General features: G+C 70.2%; 19 protein-coding genes. 10 read left to right on the plus strand and 9 right to left on the minus strand.

Going from position 1 to position 18,091, the window contains the following annotated elements; all coding sequences use genetic code 11:
- Together ACXJLU_RS18600 and ACXJLU_RS18605 are read left to right on the plus strand one after the other, a co-directional pair.
- The coding region (locus ACXJLU_RS18600; protein ID WP_457333462.1) for a response regulator at positions 1-672 on the plus strand (672 nt) is incomplete at its 5' end.
- Positions 669-1,673 (plus strand): Bug family tripartite tricarboxylate transporter substrate binding protein, encoded by a 1,005-nt coding sequence (locus ACXJLU_RS18605; protein ID WP_457333464.1) that lies wholly within the window; start codon positions 669-671, stop codon positions 1,671-1,673. The genes ACXJLU_RS18600 and ACXJLU_RS18605, both read left to right, overlap by 4 nt.
- On the opposite strand, the gene ACXJLU_RS18610 is transcribed toward ACXJLU_RS18605, so the two are convergent.
- From ACXJLU_RS18610 to ygfZ, 3 genes are all read right to left on the minus strand, one after another.
- Complete coding sequence (locus tag ACXJLU_RS18610; protein WP_457333466.1) at positions 1,674-2,630, minus strand: NRDE family protein; 957 nt, start codon at positions 2,628-2,630, stop codon at positions 1,674-1,676.
- Entirely contained in the window at positions 2,618-2,914 is a 297-nt protein-coding gene (locus ACXJLU_RS18615) for a DUF4936 family protein (RefSeq protein ID WP_083614494.1), read from the minus strand. The genes ACXJLU_RS18610 and ACXJLU_RS18615 overlap by 13 nt, the downstream gene beginning before the upstream one ends.
- Positions 2,915-2,985: 71 nt before the next feature.
- Entirely contained in the window at positions 2,986-3,906 is a 921-nt protein-coding gene (gene ygfZ / locus ACXJLU_RS18620) for a CAF17-like 4Fe-4S cluster assembly/insertion protein YgfZ (RefSeq protein WP_457333468.1), read from the minus strand.
- Between the two features lie 92 nt (positions 3,907-3,998).
- Between ygfZ and mltG the strand changes: the two genes are divergently transcribed.
- The 7 genes from mltG to ACXJLU_RS18655 all read left to right on the plus strand — a co-directional run bounded on the left by mltG (position 3,999) and on the right by ACXJLU_RS18655 (position 9,895).
- Entirely contained in the window at positions 3,999-4,997 is a 999-nt protein-coding gene (mltG, locus tag ACXJLU_RS18625; protein ID WP_457333470.1) for an endolytic transglycosylase MltG, read from the plus strand.
- Positions 4,998-5,010: 13 nt separating this feature from the next.
- Positions 5,011-5,622, plus strand: a complete 612-nt coding sequence (gene tmk, locus ACXJLU_RS18630; protein ID WP_457333472.1) for a dTMP kinase — start codon at positions 5,011-5,013, stop codon at positions 5,620-5,622.
- Positions 5,616-6,668 (plus strand): DNA polymerase III subunit delta', encoded by a 1,053-nt coding sequence (locus tag ACXJLU_RS18635; protein ID WP_457333474.1) that lies wholly within the window; start codon positions 5,616-5,618, stop codon positions 6,666-6,668. The genes tmk and ACXJLU_RS18635 overlap by 7 nt, the downstream gene beginning before the upstream one ends.
- Entirely contained in the window at positions 6,665-7,054 is a 390-nt protein-coding gene (locus ACXJLU_RS18640; RefSeq protein ID WP_457333476.1) for a PilZ domain-containing protein, read from the plus strand. Before ACXJLU_RS18635 ends, ACXJLU_RS18640 begins: the two co-directional genes overlap by 4 nt.
- Before the next feature lie 34 nt (positions 7,055-7,088).
- On the plus strand, positions 7,089-7,880 hold the full coding sequence (locus ACXJLU_RS18645; protein WP_457333478.1) for a TatD family hydrolase: 792 nt from the start codon (positions 7,089-7,091) through the stop codon (positions 7,878-7,880).
- A gap of 224 nt (positions 7,881-8,104) precedes the next feature.
- On the plus strand, positions 8,105-8,332 hold the full coding sequence (locus ACXJLU_RS18650) for a hypothetical protein (RefSeq protein ID WP_457333480.1): 228 nt from the start codon (positions 8,105-8,107) through the stop codon (positions 8,330-8,332).
- A 69-nt stretch (positions 8,333-8,401) separates the two neighbouring features.
- Positions 8,402-9,895, plus strand: coding sequence for a carboxypeptidase M32 (locus tag ACXJLU_RS18655; protein ID WP_457333482.1), 1,494 nt, complete (start codon positions 8,402-8,404; stop codon positions 9,893-9,895).
- Here the strand turns inward: ACXJLU_RS18655 and ACXJLU_RS18660 are convergent.
- Together ACXJLU_RS18660 and ACXJLU_RS18665 are read right to left on the minus strand one after the other, a co-directional pair.
- Complete coding sequence (locus tag ACXJLU_RS18660) at positions 9,883-10,326, minus strand: DUF3037 domain-containing protein (protein ID WP_457333484.1); 444 nt, start codon at positions 10,324-10,326, stop codon at positions 9,883-9,885. The two genes, ACXJLU_RS18655 and ACXJLU_RS18660, sit on opposite strands and share 13 nt — an antisense overlap.
- A complete protein-coding gene (locus tag ACXJLU_RS18665) occupies positions 10,304-11,095 on the minus strand; it encodes a HipA family kinase (protein ID WP_457333486.1) in 792 nt (263 codons plus the stop codon). Before ACXJLU_RS18665 ends, ACXJLU_RS18660 begins: the two co-directional genes overlap by 23 nt.
- Before the next feature lie 70 nt (positions 11,096-11,165).
- On the opposite strand from ACXJLU_RS18665, the gene ACXJLU_RS18670 reads away from it, so the two are divergent.
- Positions 11,166-13,085, plus strand: a complete 1,920-nt coding sequence (locus ACXJLU_RS18670) for an SWIM zinc finger family protein (RefSeq protein ID WP_457333488.1) — start codon at positions 11,166-11,168, stop codon at positions 13,083-13,085.
- A gap of 14 nt (positions 13,086-13,099) precedes the next feature.
- Here ACXJLU_RS18670 and ACXJLU_RS18675 read toward each other — a convergent pair whose 3' ends face one another.
- The 4 genes from ACXJLU_RS18675 to ACXJLU_RS18690 all read right to left on the minus strand — a co-directional run bounded on the left by ACXJLU_RS18675 (position 13,100) and on the right by ACXJLU_RS18690 (position 18,064).
- Positions 13,100-13,828 carry an FAD-binding oxidoreductase gene (locus ACXJLU_RS18675; protein WP_457333490.1) on the minus strand — a complete coding sequence of 243 codons (729 nt, stop codon included), beginning with the start codon at positions 13,826-13,828 and terminating at the stop codon, positions 13,100-13,102.
- Positions 13,828-14,436 carry a sulfite oxidase-like oxidoreductase gene (locus ACXJLU_RS18680; RefSeq protein WP_457333492.1) on the minus strand — a complete coding sequence of 203 codons (609 nt, stop codon included), beginning with the start codon at positions 14,434-14,436 and terminating at the stop codon, positions 13,828-13,830. Before ACXJLU_RS18680 ends, ACXJLU_RS18675 begins: the two co-directional genes overlap by 1 nt.
- A 21-nt stretch (positions 14,437-14,457) precedes the next feature.
- Positions 14,458-16,932 carry an ATP-binding protein gene (locus tag ACXJLU_RS18685; protein ID WP_457333494.1) on the minus strand — a complete coding sequence of 825 codons (2,475 nt, stop codon included), beginning with the start codon at positions 16,930-16,932 and terminating at the stop codon, positions 14,458-14,460.
- A 172-nt stretch (positions 16,933-17,104) separates the two neighbouring features.
- The gene (locus tag ACXJLU_RS18690; RefSeq protein ID WP_457333496.1) at positions 17,105-18,064 is read right to left on the minus strand and encodes a hypothetical protein; all 960 of its coding nucleotides are present in this window, start codon (positions 18,062-18,064) and stop codon (positions 17,105-17,107) included.
- Positions 18,065-18,091: the final 27 nt, after the last annotated feature.

An 18,091-nucleotide genomic window follows, 5' to 3' on the forward strand; every position in this document is an offset into this window, starting at 1 on the left:
GCACCGGGCCGGGCCGTCGCGCTCGCCGCCGGCACGCCGCAGCAGCGCATCCTCGTCGTCGACGACCTGGCCGACGGCCGGGCGCTGCTGGTGCGGCTGCTGCAGCCGCTGGGCTTCGCCGTCCGGGAGGCGGCCAACGGGCGCGAAGCGGTGGACGTCTGGCGGCAGTGGGCGCCGCAGCTGATCCTGATGGACATGCGCATGCCGGTGATGGACGGGCGCGAAGCGACGCGGCAGGTGAAGACGGGGGCAGCGAAAGGCGGCACGGTCGTGATCGCACTGACCGCCAGCAGCTTCGACGAGCAGCGCGAGGAGTTCCTCGGGCTCGGCTGCGACGACTTTCTCGGCAAGCCGTTCAAGGAAGAGGCGCTGCTGGAGATGATCGGCCAGCACCTCGGGCTGCGCTATGAGCATGAGCAGCTGCCGGCCGTGCCCGCCGAGGCGGTGCTCGACCCGCAGCGGCTGGCGCGGATCCCGCCGCCGCTGCTCGCCGGGCTGCGCAGCGCGCTCGATCACGGCGACCCGCAGTCCATCGAGCAGGCGCTGCAGCAGATCCGGCCCGGCGATGCCGACACCGCCGATGCGCTCGCGGCGATGGCCGCGCGGTTCGAGTTCAAGCGGATCCAGTCCTTGCTGAACGGAGCCCGCCCGGGACAGGAGCACTTTCCATGAGCACCACGACACGCCGGCAGTTCATCGGCCATGCCAGCGCCGCCCTCGGCGCCGCGGCCTTGCTCAGCCACGTGGCGCGGGCGGAGCCACCCGTCGATGCACCGATCGACACGCTGCGCATCCTCATCGGCTTCGCGGCCGGCGGCTCCGGCGACCTGCTGGCCCGCAGCGTGGCCGAATCGCTGCGCGGCACGCATGCGCGCACGACGCTGGTCGACAACAAGATCGGCGCCGGCGGCCAGCTCGCGCTGCTGTCGCTGAAGAACGCGCCGGCCGACGGCAGCACGCTGCTGCTGACGCCGTCGTCGATGCTGACGCTCTTTCCGCACACCTACAAGCAGCTGCCCTACGACCCGCTGCGCGACGTGGCCCCGGTGTCGCTGGCCTGCACCTTCGACCTGGCGTTCGCGGTCGGGCCGCTGGTCGATGCCTCGGTGCAGACGCTGGCGGATTTCCTCACGTGGTCGCGCGAGCATCCGGACGCCGCCAACTTCGGCAGCCCGGCCACCGGCTCGTCGACCCACTTCGTCGGCGAGATGCTCGCCCGCGCCGGCAACGTGCCGCTGCGCCATGTGCCGTACCGCGGCAGCCGGCCCGCCATCGTCGACCTGATGGGCGGGCAGATCGCCGCGGTCTGCGCCCCGCTGGGCGACATGCTGCCGCTGCTGCAGGCCGGACCGATCCGCCTGCTGGCCGTGTGCGGCATACGGCGCAGCCGCTTCGCGCCGCAGGTGCCGACCTTCGTGGAGCAGGGCTTCAAGGACATCGTCGCCGACGGCTGGTACGCCTTCTACCTGCCGGGCGGCGCCGGCGCGCAGGTCGTGCAGCGTGCGAATGCCGCGCTGCGCGCCGCCCTCGACGACGCGCAGGTGGTCGCGGAGCTGGCCCGGCTGGGCTTCGATCCCGCGGGTTCTTCGGCGGCCGAACTCGCGGCGCTGCAGCGCCGCGACAGCGCGCGGTGGGGCGCCATCGTCAAGGCGCTCGGGTTCAGCGCGGTGTGATCAGTCGGCCGGCCGGGTGCGGCGTGGCCGCTCCGGCTTCAACAGGCTGCGCACCCGCGTCTTGCGCGGCACGGTCGCGCCACGGTTCGGCGGGTCGTCCGCGTCGTCGACGCTGCCCTGGGCCGGTGCCTCGGCCGGCGGTTCCTCGCTGTAGCGGGGCGGCCAGTCTTTCAGCGTCGAGCGGCGCAGCAGCGCCATGCCGCCGCTGGCGGCGTAGGTGCGTTCGAGCACGTGCGTGACCAGCCGCTTGTTGACGCGCTCGGTGATCACCAGCGTCGAGCAGCGGGTGCCGTAGCTGCCGTCCGGCGTGCGGATGAACGCGGCCGACAGCAGCTTTTCCCACTCCGGCGACACGCCGGTCGACGGCAGCAGCGCGTCGTCGGCCAGCGTGCGGTCGCCGAGCGCTTCGAACAGCCGGGAACTGAGGGTGTCGACGCTGTCGCTCGCCGACAGCGCCGCATCGACGCGTGCCTTCAGCAGGTCGACCTTGGGCCACGGTGCATCGAGCCGGCCGTTCGACAGGCCGAACAGCCCGCGCTCGAGCCGCACCGGGTGCACCTCGTGGCTCGACGCCCAGAAGCATTCGCCGCGCTGGAAATCGGCGGCCACCAGGTTGAAGCCGTTGTGGCCGGCCAGCGCGGTGCGCATCCAGAAGCGGTCGGTCTGCAGGTCGCCCGACAGCCAGCGCGGCACGATCTCGCCGCGCGACGGCGCCTGCGGATCCTGGCGCGACGGATCGCGCACGTTGGTGATGAAGGCGAGGCGCCCGGCGGCGGTCAGGCCGAGCCAGGTGCCGCCGGCCTCGAGGTCGCGCCCGCCGAGGATGTCGGGGCGGCCTGCGCCGGGCGACCACCAAGCCAGGCGGGCGGTCGGGCGCTTGAAGAACTCGTCGCGGTTCGCCGCGATCACCAGCGGGAAGCGGCGCGACTGGTCGATCGCCAGCGCTACGAGGCACATGGCACGAAACGCTCGCAGTGGCGGGGGCCGACGATCCACGGCGCGAGCACGGCGCCGAGCCGTGCTTCGATCTGGCGCGCCAGCGTGTCGTCGATGCCGTGGGGCGCGAAGGCGTAGGTTTCCATCCAGGTGTGGTGTTCGTCGCGGGAGTCGGGTCGGCGCAGCAGCCGGGCTTGGAGCCCGGGCCAGGCCGACTGCAACTGCGCCTGTGCCGCGAGAATCGCGGCCGACAGCGCCTCGGCGTCGCCGGCCTTCGCCCGATAGTAGATGAACAATTCGTGCACGCTGCCGCCGCCGTTGCGGGTCCGTGAAGTCGTGCCTGGAATGGCTGGGATGGCTGAGGTGAGGCGGCCGGTCAGGCCGTCACGTCGACATCGACGTCGTAGGGCATCGGCTGGCGCAGCAGCACCGGCCCGTCGGCGGCACCCAGGTGCAGGCTGCCGGCGTCGAGCGCCGCGAGCTTGACCTCGGCCAGCACGCGCTGCCCGGCCGCATTGACGACGAGGCCCGCCGGCTGGCCGGGATCGCCACTGTGGAAGATCTCCTGCCCGGCGCTCGCCGGCACCGCGGAGTCGAACAGGAAGCTGCGGCGCTTGATGGTGCCGCGGTACTGGCTGCGCGCGACGATCTCCTGCCCGGGGTAGCAGCCCTTCTTGAAGTCGACGCCGCCGACCAGTTCGAAGTTCAGCATCTGCGGCACGAACTGGTCGACGGTGGCCGCCTCGACGCGCGGCACCGCGCTCGCGACCTCGCCCTCGCGCCAGGCGTCGAGCGACAGCGCGGGCAGGGCAGGGGCGGCGCTGCCGGTCGGCGCGGCCCACAGGTAACGTTCGTGACCATCGGCATCCGGCAGGCGCACCAGGCTGCCGCCGGCGTGCTCGATGCGCTGCCACGGCGCGGGCAGCGCGGCGTTGCCGAGCCAGGCGCGGGCCGAGGCACCGGCGAGGCCGTGCAGCACGAACTCGGCCGACGCGTCGCTCAGTTTGCACTGCGCGCGCAGCACGAACATCGACAGCCGCTTCAGCGTCGGCGCCAGCAGGTCGGCGCTGCAGGCGAGCAGCAGCTCGTCGGGCGCCGGCGCCCACACGACGAAGCTCGCGAGCAGGCGGCCCTTGGCCGAGCAGTAGCCGGCCAGCCGCGCCCGATCGGCACCGAGCTGCGCGACGTCGCTGGTCAGCTGGCCGTGCAGGAACGACGCGGCATCGGCGCCGCGCGCGCGGATCACGCCCCAGTGGGAAAGAGTCGCGATGCCGTCGAGGGAGAGGGTTGTGCGCATTGGATACAAGCCGTGCAGAAGTGCCGATTATCATCAGCGCCCGTCATCGGGTCCCGACCGGGGTCTCCAGGCCTTCTTTCGAGCTTCCCGCCGTGAAATTCCTGCGCCGTCTCGTCCTGCTGGTGTTCATGCTGGCCCTCCTTGTCGCCGGTGCGGCCGTCGGTGGCACGGTGTGGTGGCTGCAGCAGCCGCTGCCGCTGAATGCCGATGCGGTCGAGGTGTCGATCGAACCCGGCACCTCGCCGCGCGAGGTCGCGTTCGCGTGGACCCAGGCCGGCGTGCAGGCGCCGCCGGTGCTGCTTTACGAATGGTTCCGCTGGTCGGGGCAGGCGCGCAAGATCCGCGCGGGCAGCTATGCCGTCACGCGCGGCATCACGCCGCGCGGCCTGCTCGACAAGATGGTGCGCGGCGACGAGGTGCTGTCCACCGTGCGCCTGATCGAGGGCTGGACCTTCCGCCAGTTCCGTGCCGAACTCGCGAAGGCCGAGAACCTGAAGCAAACCGTCACCGGCATGAACGATGCGCAGCTGATGGCCGCGATCGGCGCGGCCGGCCTCGCGCCCGAAGGCCGCTTCTATCCCGACACCTACGCTTTCAGCAAGGGCGCGAGCGATGTCGCGGTGCTGAAGCGGGCGCACCGCGCGATGCAGCGCCAGCTGGAGCTGGCTTGGGCCGAGCGGGCCGCCAGCTCGCCGCTGCGCAACGCCGACGATGCGCTGACGCTGGCCTCGATCGTCGAGAAGGAAACCGGCACGCCGGCCGACCGCAGCCGGGTGGCCGGCGTGTTCACGAACCGGCTGCGCATCGGCATGCCCCTGCAGACCGACCCGACCGTGATCTACGGGCTGGGCGAGCAGTTCGACGGCAACCTGCGCAAGCGCGACCTGACCACCGACGGCCCGTACAACACCTACCTGCGCACCGGGCTGCCGCCGACGCCGATCGCGATGCCGGGGCGGGCCTCGCTGCTGGCCGCGGTGCGGCCCGACACCGCCAAGGCCTTGTACTTCGTGGCCCGCGGCGACGGCAGCAGCCAGTTCAGCGAGACGCTGGCCGAGCATAATCGCGCGGTCAACCAGTACCAGAAGTAGCCCACCAGTGCCCGTGCGCGGACGATTCATCACCTTCGAAGGCATCGACGGCGCCGGCAAGTCCACGCACATCGACGCGCTGGCCGAGCACCTGCGCCACGCCGGCCAGCCGGTCGTGCTGACCCGCGAACCCGGCGGCACGCCATTGGCCGAGCAGTTGCGCGAGCTGCTGCTGCATTCGCCGATGGATCCATTGACCGAGGCGCTGCTGGTGTTCGGCGCGCGCCGCGACCACCTCACGCAAGTCATCGAGCCGGCGCTGGCCGCCGGCCGCACCGTGCTGTGCGATCGCTTCACCGATGCGAGCTTCGCCTACCAGGGCGGCGGCCGCGGCTTCGATGCCGGCGTGCTGTCGACGTTGGAAGGCTGGGTGCACCGCCACCTGCAGCCCGACCTGACCTTCTGGTTCGACCTGCCGGCCGCGCTGGCTGCCGAGCGCCGCGCCGCGGTGCGCGCGCCGGACCGCTTCGAGCAGCAGGACCTGGCGTTCTTCGAGCGCGTGCGCTCGGGTTATGAATCGCGCCGGCAGTCGGCGCCGGATCGCATCGTCCGCATCGATGCCGCCGCGCCGCGCGAGCAGGTCTGGCAGCAAGTTCTCGCGTCCCTGGAGCAGCACCCGTGGTAGATCCCGAAGGAAAGCTGCCGTTGCCCTGGCTGGCAGCGGCGCTCGACGAGGCGCTGCGCACACAGCGCGGCCATGCGCTGCTGATCCACGGACCGCAGGGCATCGGCCAGTTCGAGCTGGGGCTGACGCTGGCGCAGTCGTGGCTGTGCGAGGCCATGCCGGCAGGCGGCCCCTTCAAGCCCGCGTGCGGGCGTTGCGCGAGCTGCCACCTGGTGCAGGCGCGCTCGCATCCCGACCTGCTGGTGCTGCTGCCCGAGGCGCTGCGCGAATCGCTGGGCTGGGACAGCGCCGACGAGGGCGACAGCGAAGCCAAGGCCTCGAAGGCCAAGCCGAGCAAGGAACTGAAGGTCGAGGCGATCCGCGGCGCGGTCAATTTCGCGCAGACCACCTCGGCGCGCGGGCGTGCCAAGGTCGTGCTGCTGCACCCGGCGGAGCGCATGAACGGCATCTCGGCCAACACGCTGCTGAAGACACTGGAAGAGCCGCCCGGCCAGGCCCGCTTCATCCTCAGCAGCGGCTCGCCCGATGCGCTGCTGCCGACGATCCGCAGCCGCTGCCAGGCGCTGCCGCTCGCGCTGCCGCCGACCGACCTGGCCACGCGCTGGCTCGCMGAGCACAAAATCGCGCAACCCGAGGTGCTGCTCGCCGCGGCCGGCGGCCAGCCGTTGCAGGCGCTCGACTGGGCGCAGGACGGCGTCGACGCGGTGGCCTGGCTGCGTCTGCCGAAGCAGCTCGCCGCCGGCGACGCCGGCCAGCTCGCCGCGTGGCCGCTGCCGCGGCTGCTGGAGGCGATGCACAAGCTCTGCCATGACGCGCTGTGCCTGTCGTGCGGCGCACCGCCGCGCTACTTTCCGCCGGCCTCGTTGCCCGCGGCGATGCCGCTGTACGGCCTGACGCGCTGGGCATCGGCGCTGTCCACCGCGAGCCGGCATGGCGAGCACCCGTGGAATCAACCGGTGATGGTGGAATCCTTGGTGCAACAGGCCCGCGAGGCGCTGGCACCGGCGCGCCATGTCAAGGGTCCTTCGGTACACTCGGCCCGATGAGCGATTCCTCCGCCACTCCCTCCCGCGCAGTCGCACCGGCCGCGGCCTCGCGGCCGAGCGTCATCCAGCTGGTCTTTCGCGAAAAAGGCGCGCTGTACGCCGCCTTCATCCCGCTGTTCAGCGAAGGCGGCCTGTTCGTGCCGACCACCCGCGAGTACAAGCTCGGCGAAGACATCTACCTGCTGCTGTCGCTGCCGGACGACCCGCAGCGCTACCCGGTCGCCGGCAAGGTGTCGTGGATCACGCCGCCCAATGCGTCGGGCGGCCGCACCCAGGGCGTCGGCGTGCGGTTCCCGAGCGACGAAAAGACCCGCGTGCTGAAGCTGAAGATCGAAGAGATCCTCGGCACCTCCATCCAATCCGCGAAGCCGACGCAGACGATCTGAATCGTTTGCCGCGCCGAGCGCGCCAACCCCTGCGATGTTCGTCGACTCCCACTGCCACCTGAGCTTTCCCGAGCTGCACGCTCGCCTGGACGAGATCCGCGCCGAGATGGCGGCCGCGCAAGTCGACCGCGCGCTGTGCATCTGCACGACGCTCGAGGAGTTCGACGGCGTGCAGGCGCTGGCGGCGGGCCACGACAACTTCTGGGCCTCGGTCGGCGTGCATCCCGACAACGAGGACGTGCTGGAGCCGAGCGTCGAGACTCTGGTGGCGCTGAGCCGGCGCGACAAGGTGGTCGCGATCGGCGAGACCGGGCTCGACTACTACCGCCTGAACGGCCGCAGCATTGCCGACATGGAATGGCAGCGCGAACGCTTCCGGGTGCACATCCGCGCCGGGCTCGAACGCGACCTGCCGCTGGTGATCCACACCCGCAGTGCGTCGGACGACACCGTCGCGTTGCTGAAGGAGCAGGGCGCCGGCCGCTCGCGCGGCGTGTTCCATTGCTTCACCGAGACCATGGCCGTCGCGCGCGATGCGCTCGACCTGGGCTTCCTGATCTCGTTCTCCGGCATCCTGACCTTCAAGAGCGCCGTCGAGCTGAAAGAGGTGGCGCGCTACGTGCCGCTGGACCGCTGCCTGATCGAGACCGACAGCCCGTACCTGGCTCCCGTGCCGTACCGCGGCAAGACCAACTCGCCGGCTTACGTGCCCTACGTGGCCAAGCAGCTCGCCGAGCTGAAGGGCTGCACGGTGGAAGAGGTCGCGGCGCAGACGAGCCGGAATTTCGAAGCGCTGTTCCGTTTGCCCGCACCGGCCGGAATGTAAGCATTCGGATCTCAAGAGTTGCATGAGGTAACTCATCCAATTCATTGATCTGTAACGATAAATATGATTTCATACGGAGCTGGATCACCGGCTTCCGCGGGCCCCCACCGACAGACATGTCAGGGTTCTTCTGACCCCTCGTTTGGAGCAGTACCGACTACGAGGAAGAGGGTGCGGCGCCTACAGTGACTCCATCGATACACCCCGTTCACTGGAGCGTCACCATGCAGAGCACCGACAGCACCGAGATCGTTGGCAACCCCTTCGTTCTGATGATGAACCCGGCGGAGGTGTTCCAGGCGATGGAGCGCTCCGGGCGACTCGAGCGCCTTCAGCGCCGCATCTGCCGGCCGCTGGACAAGCCGCTGATCCCGCGCGTCGAATCCGACATCAACGCCTACGATCACCTGATCGACGCCGAGCCGGAATCGGAAGCCGATTCAGCCGACTGATTTCCTCGGGGTCTGTCTCGTCCGGCCAAGCCGGCCTGACGTAGCATCGATGCACAACGCATCGATGACATGACCGCCAAGACACCCGCTTACGACGCGCTGGCCGCCCTGAGCCAACGCCTTCACCACTTCGATCACCTTCGCGCCATCGCCGGCTGGGACCAGGCCGCGATGATGCCGCCCAAGGGCAACGACGCCCGGGCCGCCGCGGTGGCCGAGCTCTCGGCGCTGATGCACCGGTTGCGCACCGATCCGTCGACCGCCGGCGAACTCGAACGCGCCGGGCAGGAGCCGCTCGACGACTTCCAGCGCGCGAACCTGCGCGAGATCCACCGCGAATGGCGGCTCGCGAACGCACTCCCCGAATCGCTCGTGCAGGCCCGCTCGCTGGCCACCGCACGCTGCGAACACGCGTGGCGCACGCAACGGCCGGCCAACGACTGGGCCGGCTTCGTCGTCAATTTCCGCGAGGTGCTGCGCGTCGGCCGCGAAGAGGCCCGGTTGCTGTCGGAGCAGACCGGCCTGTCGAAGTACGACGCACTGATGGACCGCTATGAACCCGGCATGACCAGCGCCGAGGTCGACCGCGTCTTCGGCGACCTGCAGCAATGGCTGCCCGGGTTGATCGCCCAGGTACGCGAGCGCCAGGCCCGCGAGGCCTGCATCGAGCCGGTGGGGCCGTTCCCGGTCGAGCAGCAGCGCCGGCTGTGCGAGGCGGTGATGCATGTGTTGAACTTCGATTTCGACGCCGGACGGCTCGACACCAGCGCCCATCCGTTCTCCGGCGGCGTGCCCGAAGACGTGCGCCTGACCACCCGTTACCGCGAAGACGGCTTCCTGCAAAGCCTGATGGGCACCATCCACGAGACCGGCCACGGCCGCTACGAGCAGAACCGCCCGCGCAGCTGGCTCGGCCAGCCGGTGTCCAATGCGCGCTCGATGGCCCTCCATGAAAGCCAGAGCCTGAGCTTCGAGATGCAGCTCGGCTGCAGCCGCGGCTTCACGCAACTGCTGGCGCCGATGCTGGCCACGCATTTCGGTGCGCAGCCGGCCTTTGCGCCCGACAACCTCTACCGCCTGGTCACGCGCGTGAACCCGGGCTTCATCCGCGTCGACGCCGACGAGGTGACCTACCCGGCCCACGTGATCCTGCGCTACCGGATCGAGCGGGCGCTGATCGAAGGCGAGATCGAGCCGGAGGACATCCCCGGCCTGTGGGACGCCGGCATGATGGAACTGCTGGGCGTCGACACCCGCGACAATTTCACCAACGGCCCGTTGCAGGACGTGCACTGGCCCGAAGCGCTGTTCGGCTATTTCCCGTGCTACACGTTGGGTGCGATGTATGCCGCACAGTGGTTCGCGACCGTGCGCCGCCTGCACCCCGACCTCGATTCGCGCATCGCCGCCGGCGACCTGTCACCGGTGTTCGACTGGCTGCGCGAGAACGTGTGGCAGCAGGCGAGCCGCTGGACGACGGCCGAACTCGCGGTGCGCGCGAGCGGCGAGCCGCTGAACCCGCTGCACTTCCGCCGGCACCTCGAGAGCCGCTACCTGGGCTGATCCGTCGGCCGATCGGGGAGGGCGCCGCGGCGCGGCCGCACCATCGCGTCGAGCAGCCGCTCGAGCGCGCCGGGCAGGTCGCTGCAGCGCCCGGTGTGCACCGGCGAGGTCTGGATCGCGGTGCTGCGTGGTGCCACCAGCCAGTCGAACCGCTCGCGCGGCAGCAGCCGGCCGAGCGCACCCGCCTCGATGCCGCCGCGGCAGATCGCCGGGATCGCGGCCAGCGAGGCACGGATCGCGGCCAGGTCGAGCCCCGGGTCGAGCGCGAGCAGCCGCGCCTCGTCGACCTCGATGCCGGCCTGCAGGAAACCCGAGGGGGCGCACGAGACGATCGCCCCGACGTTGATGAACTCGCCGCGCTCGACCCGCGGTACCACGCGCACGATCGCGTAGTCGTAGGTGCAGAGGTCAGCGGAGCTGGGAGCGGGCACGGATCGCCTCCTCGACAAAGACATGCGACGCCGCCAGCCGGCGCGTCAGGTAGTCGGCATAGGCCTGGCGGTGCGCGGCATGGTCGGCGAACACCTCGGGCTCGTCGAGCCAGGCATCGGGAATCAGCGCGACGATGTCGGCGATGGCCTGCGGCGTGATCGCCTCGCGCATGCGCTTGTCGGCCTCGGGCAGCGCGGCGGCGAACGGCAGCAGCACATGGTCGCGCACCAGCGCGAACGGGCTGGCGGCGCGGTCGAGGTGGCCATCCCACGAATGATGGAAATACAGCGCCGCGCCGTGGTCGATCAGCCACAGCCGGCGGTGCCACATCAGCAGGTTGCTGTTGCGCGGCGTGCGGTCGACGTTGGTGACGAAGGCGTCGTGCCAGACGATGGCCGACGCGATGTCGGCCGCCGGCTGGTCGGCCAGCGGGTCGAAGGTGACCGAGCCGGGCAGGTAGTCGAGCGCGAGGTTCAGGCCGGCGCTGGCGCGGATCAGGTCCTGGATCTCGGGGTCAGGCTCAGTGCGGGCGAGTTCGGCCTCGAGCTCGACCAGCACGATCTCGGGCACCGCGAGGCCGGCCACGCGCGCCAGCTCGCCGCACACCAGCTCGGCGATCAGCGCCTTCGGGCCCTGGCCGGCACCGCGGAACTTCAGCACGTAGAGGCCCTGGTCATCGGCCTCGATGATCGCGGGCAAGGAACCGCCTTCGCGCAGCGGCGTGACGTAGCGGTGGGCGCAGACGGTGCGCAGGGTGGGGCGGGGCATCGGGCGATTGTCGCTGCATCGGCACGCCGCACCCGGGCGCTACAGTGCCGATGCCACTGCCTCCCCTTCCATGAACGACGCCAGCAGCCCCGACAACCTCGCCGCTCAGCCTTTCGACACTGCGACATGGGCGGCCGCCCTCGACGACAGTGCATTGCGCCGCGCCAGCAGTTCGGCGATCTTCCAGCGCGGCAAGACCTACGCCGGCTCCGGCGCCGTGGACGTGACGGAAGAGGAGCGGGGCGACAGTCCGTCGATCCGCGCCACCATCACCGGGACCAGCCCTTACGCCACCGAGGTGTGGATCGAGGATGGCGAGGTCGGTGGCGACTGCGACTGTCCGAACGCGGAAGACGGCTGGTTCTGCAAGCACCAGGTGGCCCTCGCGCTGGTCTGGCGCGAGCGCCTGAGCGGCCAGGCGCCGACCCTCGACGAGGAATCCCGCAAGAAGGTCCAGGCCAGCGTGAAGCGGGCGCAGACCGTGCAGGACCGCCGGCAGGCGTTGGCGGACTTCCTGCATTCGCAAGCTGTCGCCGTGCTGGCCGATCGCCTGCTGGGCCTGGCCGATCGCGATCACGAGATCGGCCGCGAGCTGCAGCAGTGGCGCAAGCTGAGCGACGCGCCTGACAAAGCCTCCAACCTCAAGGCGCTGGTGACCGAGATCATGGCGCCGGGCCGTGACTTCATCAGCTGGGACGAGAGCCACGCCTATGCCCGCAGGGCGGAGGCCGTCCTGCCTCTGCTGGCACAGACTCGCGAACGGGATCCTTCCGGGGCCGCTGCGCTGTGCCTGCACGCCATGCGCCGGGGTTGGGCGGTGCTGATGCAGGCCGATGATTCCAACGGAGACGTCGGTGGCTTGATTCAAGACATCGGTGCCGAATGGGTTCGGGCGCTGTCAGGAGCCGGCCCTCAGCCGGCAGCGTTCGGGGAGGCGTACCTGCAACTGCGGCTCGACGATCCGTTCGGATGCTTCGACACGGCCGCGGCTGAAGCTGCGATGGGCACGCCAGCACTCGCGCGCTACCGCAAGGCACTCGCCACGCGCTGGCGCGAAACCAAGGACGCCGTGCTTGCGGTCCGTGCAGAGCACGCGGCCCAGGTGGCACAGGCCACCGCGAACAAGAAGCGACCGCCGCCTTTCGACCCGCAGCGCGAAAGCGACTTGCGGTTGTGGGCGCTGGAACACATGCACCTGGACCGGCTTGAGGCCGATGGCGACATCGACGGTGCCCTCGCGGTGATGCGGGAAGGCATGACGCGGGAAGGCATGACCGCCCCCGGCGACTACCACCGGGTCACCGTGTTCCTGGAGCGGCATGGACGGCTGCGAGACGCCTTCGCGAATGCAGAACTGGGATGCAAGCTGCACCCGGGCGAGTCCTGGCTGGAGGACGATCTGCTGCGCTGCTACGAGCGCGATGGCTGGGTCGAGGAGGCCTTCGTGTTGCGGCGGCATCGGTTCGGCAGGAGTCCGGGCGTTGACCGTTACCACGAGACGTTGAAGGCCGGGGCCGCCGCCGCACGCGATGCCGAGGCGCTGCGCGCCGAGTTGCAGCAGGTGCTGGTCGCCGACGAGGAACGTGAGATGGGGCGTTCTGCTGCGCACGGAGGGAGATTCTTTCCAGGCCGCATCGGCGCGCCCGCCGATCAGCGGAATGTCTCGCTGCGGGCCGAGGTGCTGTGTTCGGAGGGTCGGTGGGACGAGGCGCTGGCCCTGGTGCAACCGCCGGCGTGGTGCCGCAACAGCGTGCTGACCCGCCTGGCCAGGCGGCTGGGACCGCAGCAGTCGGCGCAACGCATCGAGCTCCTGATGCGCGTGTTCGCCAGCGAGATGAGCAACTCGAAGAGCCCGTACCGGAACGAGCTGGAACTGGTCAAGGAAATTGCCGCGCTGCTCGACGCGACGCGACGGGTGCAATGGCTTCTTCAGCTTCGGCTCGAGTACAAGGCCAAGAGGAACTTCGTGCGCGACCTGCCCCCGTCGTGACCGTGGGCGGCGATTCAGGCGCCACCGTAGCGCTCGGTGCGGATCGTCGCGGCATCGATGCCGGCCGCGCGCAGGCCGGAGGCGATGGCCTCGACGAAGGGCGTTGCGCCGCAGACGAAACTTGCCGCGGGCACCTGGCCCCAGTCGGCCAGCGTCTGGCGCAGCAGCACGTCGTCGAGGCGACGGTCGAGGTCATCGGGCCGGTGGCGCGGCTCGCGGGTCGTGACGAAGACCAGCCTCAACGACGGATCGGCCTGCGCCATCGCGGCCAGCTCATCGGTGCAGATCAGCTCGTCGTGGCGGCGCGCCGAGTACAGCAGCAGCGTCGGCACCCCGTGGCCCGCCGCGTGCCGCAACCGCAGCATCGCGAGCAGTGGCACGACACCCGAGCCGCCCCCCACCAGCAGCAGCGGCCCACCATCCGCCGGCTGCCACACGAAATGACCGCCGATCGGGCCGCGCGCTTCCAGCGTGTCGCCGGCCTGCGCCACGTCGTGGAACCACGGCGAGACCTCGCCGTCGTCGAGCCGCTCGACCATCAGCTCGATCCGCGCCGCGCCCGGTGCCGACGCGATCGAGTAGCTGCGCTGCGCTTGGTAGCCGTCAGGCGCGGACAGCCGCACATCCAGGTGCTGGCCGGCCAGCGACGCGGGCAGCAGCAGGCGCAGGAACACGCTGACGACGCGCGGCGTGTGCCGCACGATCTCGTCGATCGCGACCTCTTGCCAGGTGCCGGTGGCCATCACGGATCGTTCGTGTAGCGCTGTTCGCGCCACGGATCGCCACGCAGGTGGTAGCCGCGCAGCTCCCAGAAACCGGCCTCGTCGCGCGCGGTGAAGCGCAGGCCCTTCAGCCACTTCGCGCTCTTCCAGAAATACAGGTGCGGCACCAGCAGCCGCGCCGGGCCGCCGTGCTCGGGGGCGAGCGGGGCGCCACCGAAGCGGGTCGCGACCATCGCCTGGCCGTTGACCAGGTCGGCCAGCGGCACGTTGGTGTCGTAGTCGTCGAACGAGCGCGCCAGCACCCAAGGCGTCGGCGCCTCGAGGCCGGCGGCGCGCAGCAGGTCGTCGATGGTCACGCCCTGCCATTCGGTGTCGAACTTCGACCAGGTGGTCACGCAGTGGATGTCACCGCGCCAGGTGGTCTGGGGCAGGGCGTTGAATTCGTCCCAGGACCAACTGGCCAGCGGCCGTGGGCCGTGGTGCAGCGTGAAGCGCCAGTCGGCCAACGGCACGTCGGGCGTCGGGCCGTACGACAGCACCGGGAAGTCATCGGTGAGGTGCTGGCCCGGTGGCAGCCGCTTCGCCACGTCGGTGGCGGGGCGGCGGCCGAAGAATCCGCGGGTTGCCATGAATCAGAGTCTCCTGGTTGATCACAAGCCGCGCACGTCGGATTCGACGCGAGCGAGTTCTGCGCCGATCTCGTCGAGCGCCGCGCCGAGGTTGCTGACCGTGCCAGTGTGCACGCTGTCGGCCAAGGCCATCGAGAGCGTGGCCAGCCGTTCGGCGCCGAGCTGTTGGCCCGAGGTGGCCAGCGCATGGGCGGCGCGCTTCAGCTCGGCCCATTGCACCGGTTCGCCGGCCGCCGCGCGCATCTGCTGCAGCAGCCGCGGCGCCTCGCCCAGAAAGGTCGACGTGACCGAATGCAGCAGGTCGTGCATGCCCGGCCGCTGGCGGGCCCGCAGCTCGGCCAGCGCCTGCGGCGCCAGGCGCGGCGGCGCGCTGAGCCAGCGCTGCAGCACATGCTCGATCACGTCGCGGGTGAAGGGCTTCGCGATGTAGTCGGTCATGCCGGCGGCCAGGCAATCGTCGCGGTCGCCCGCCATCGCGTTGGCGGTCAGCGCGATGATCGGCAGATCGCGTTCGCCGTGGGCACGGATGCGCCGCGTCGCCTCCAGCCCGTCGATGCCCGGCATCTGGCAGTCCATCAGCACCGCGTCGTAGACGCGTTCGCGGCAGCGAGCGATGGCCTGCAGCCCGTCGCTCGCGCGATCGACCTGCAGGTTCAGCGATTCGAGCATCGCCGCGGCCACCTCCATGTTCACCGGGTTGTCTTCGGCCAGCAGCACGCGCCGGCCGGCCAGCGGCGCGCCCTGGGCGCCCGATGCGGCCGGCCGCTCGCGCGGGGCGGGGGCGCCTTGCGCCGCGGCGAACGGGATGCGCACGCAGAAGGTGGAGCCGCGCCCCTTCGCGCTGTCGACCGCGATCGTGCCGCCCATCAGCGTCACCAGCTGGCGGGTGATCGCCAGGCCCAGCCCGGTGCCGCCGTAGCGCCGGGTCATCGAGCCGTCGGCCTGCATGAAGGGCTGGAACAGCTGCGCGCGCGCCGCCTCGTCGATGCCGATGCCGGTGTCGCGCACGCTGAACTCGATGCGCGGTCCGGTAGCCCCGGCGCTCAGCTCGCCCAGCGCCGCGAGCTTCAGCTCGATCTCGCCGCGCTCGGTGAACTTGACCGCGTTGCTCAGCAGGTTGGCGAGCACCTGGCGCAGCCGCATCGGGTCGCCGCGCACCACTTGCGGCACGCCGGGGCCGATCTCCACCGTGAGGGCGACGTCCTTGCGCCGGGTTGCCGCGGCATACATGCCGAGTTCGTCGTGCACCAGCGCGGACAGGTCGAAATCGATGCTCTCGAGTTCGACCTTGCCGGCCTCGATCTTGGACACGTCGAGGATGTCGTTGATCAGGTGCAGCATGGTTTCGCCGGAACCGTAGGCGGCGGTCGCGAGGTCGCGCTGGCGGGCCGTCAGCTCGGTCTGCAGCAGCAGCTCGGTCATGCCGAGCACGCCGTTCATCGGCGTGCGGATCTCGTGGCTCATGTTGGCCAGGAAGGCGGATTTCGCGCGGCTCGCGCTTTCGGCGGCAGAGCGCGCGCGCTCCAGCTCGCTCAGCATGTGGTCGCGCCGCTCCAGCAGGCGGTAGACCGACAGCGTCAGCCAGAGCAGCAGGGCGTTCATCCCCAGGGCCAGCGAGGCGACCAGCCAGGTGGACCGGCGCCAGTGCGCCAGCACGACGGTTTCGGTCGCGATGATGCTGACCACCATCGGGTAGGTCTGCGACACCGCCGGGGCCACGATGCGCAGCCGGGAGTCGCTCGGGTCGGTGGCGCGCGGGTCATTGAAGATGGCGGTGCCGCCGACCTGCGGTCCCTCGGTCAATGCGCGGAACGACGCGCTGCCCTTGATGACCTGGCCCATGAAATCCTCGCGCGGCGGGTAGCGCGCCAGCAGCGTCGCGTCGCCGCGCAGCAGCGCGAGCGAGACATCGCTCTGCTCGAAATTCATCGACCGGTAGAAGCGCTCGAAATACTCGCTCTCGATGCCGACCTGCGCGGTGCCGATCATCCGGCCCTGCGGATTGCGCAGCTTGCGCGAGAGGTAGAAGGTCCAGCGGCCGTTGCCGCGGTTCTTGACCGGCTCGGACAGGAAGACCTCCAGCGTCGGGTTGGCCAGGTGCGTCTTCAGGTAGTCGCGGTCGGACAGGTTGATGTCGGGCGGCGGGTAGCCGCGCGAGAAGTTGACGAGGTCGCCCGCGGTGGTCGAGATCGAGATCACGTCGATCTGGGGCAGGTCTTTCTGGCGCTCGCGCATCATGTCGAACACCGATTGCCGTCCGGCGATGCGGCGCAGCGCGCTCTCGTCGATCGGTTCGGATTTCTGGATCTCGTCGACGACGCGACCGAGCACGGCATCGGCCGCAGCGAGCGTCTGGTCGGCATGGCGCACGGCCAGCGTCGACAGCTTCGACAGGAACAGCCGCCAGTCGTCGAGGGCATCCTGGCGGCTGCGCCAGCTGACGAAGCCGGCGGCCGACAGCGTCAGCACCATCACCGCCAGCCCCGCGACCAGCACCGATTGGCTGCGGCGTAGGCCGGTGCGGCGAGGGGCGAGGGGTGCCCCGGCCGACGCCACGCCGGACCCGGTTACTGCTTCCGGGGTGGCCGGACTGTCGTGATGCCCCATCCTCATGCGTGGATGATGCCGCGTTTTGCCGGCCCGGGGCCGCGGGGAACCCGGTGGGGCGTCAGGTGATCATCGGCGTCAGCGCGCGGGTCACGCGGTTGGATTGCTCCTCGGTCAGCATGCCGGTGAGCAGCTGGAAGAAGCGGGGTTGCTCGATGCCGGAGACGATGTACTGCCAGCGGTAGGCCTTCAGCATCACCGCATGCAGCTGGGCCAGTTGCTCCGGCGAGCGCAGGCCGCGCAGGCGGACGAAGTACCGCACGTCGGACTGGCTCTGCAAGACCAGCAGGCCGTCGATGGCCCGCATCAGCTCGATCAGGTCGTTGACGGACGCATCGCGCTGGGCCGGCGTCAGCTTGGCGTCTTCGCGCAGCCATTCCAGCTCGTCGAGCACCGCGTGCTGCGATTCTTCTTTCCAGTGGAACAGGAACACGTCCTTGAACAGCTCCGACAGGTCGGCGTCGACGTGGATGCTGCGCTGGTAGTGCGTCTGCGTGAAGAGCTCGATGTGGCAGGTCAGCGCCAGCACGGCCCAGGTCGACTTGCTGAGCACCAGCTGCGCGACGGGATCGGCCTCGGGCACGAACTGGTAGCCGGGTTCCATGCCGACGGCCATCAGGTGCTCGAGCCGGCGGAACAGCGCCTGGTGCTTCAGTTCCTCGTCGCTGAAGCGGATCAGCGCCTCGAGCGCGACCTGGTCGCCGAGCCAGTGCTCGCGGCTCACGTCGAGCAGCTTGGCATTGATGAAGCGCTCGACCATGCAGAACATGTTGACGTAGGTGCGGCCCTGGATCTGGCTCAGCAGGTACTTCTCGCCGGTGCTGAAGTCGCGCAGGTGCTCGAGCTGCGTCAGCCCGTCGGGCAGGAACTTGCGGTCGAAGTCGAAGTTGCGGCTGCGGATGACATCGCGGTCGATCTCCCAGCGCACGCGCTTGGAGATCTCGATGCAGCGCGCGTAGCGGGCGGTGGTTTCCGGGTCCATGGCCTGCGGGGCGAGGGGGGCGAGTACGTCGGTGCTCATGATCAGTCCTCCTGAATGTGATTGCGG

The organism is Rhizobacter sp. P5_C2, from assembly GCF_054049715.1.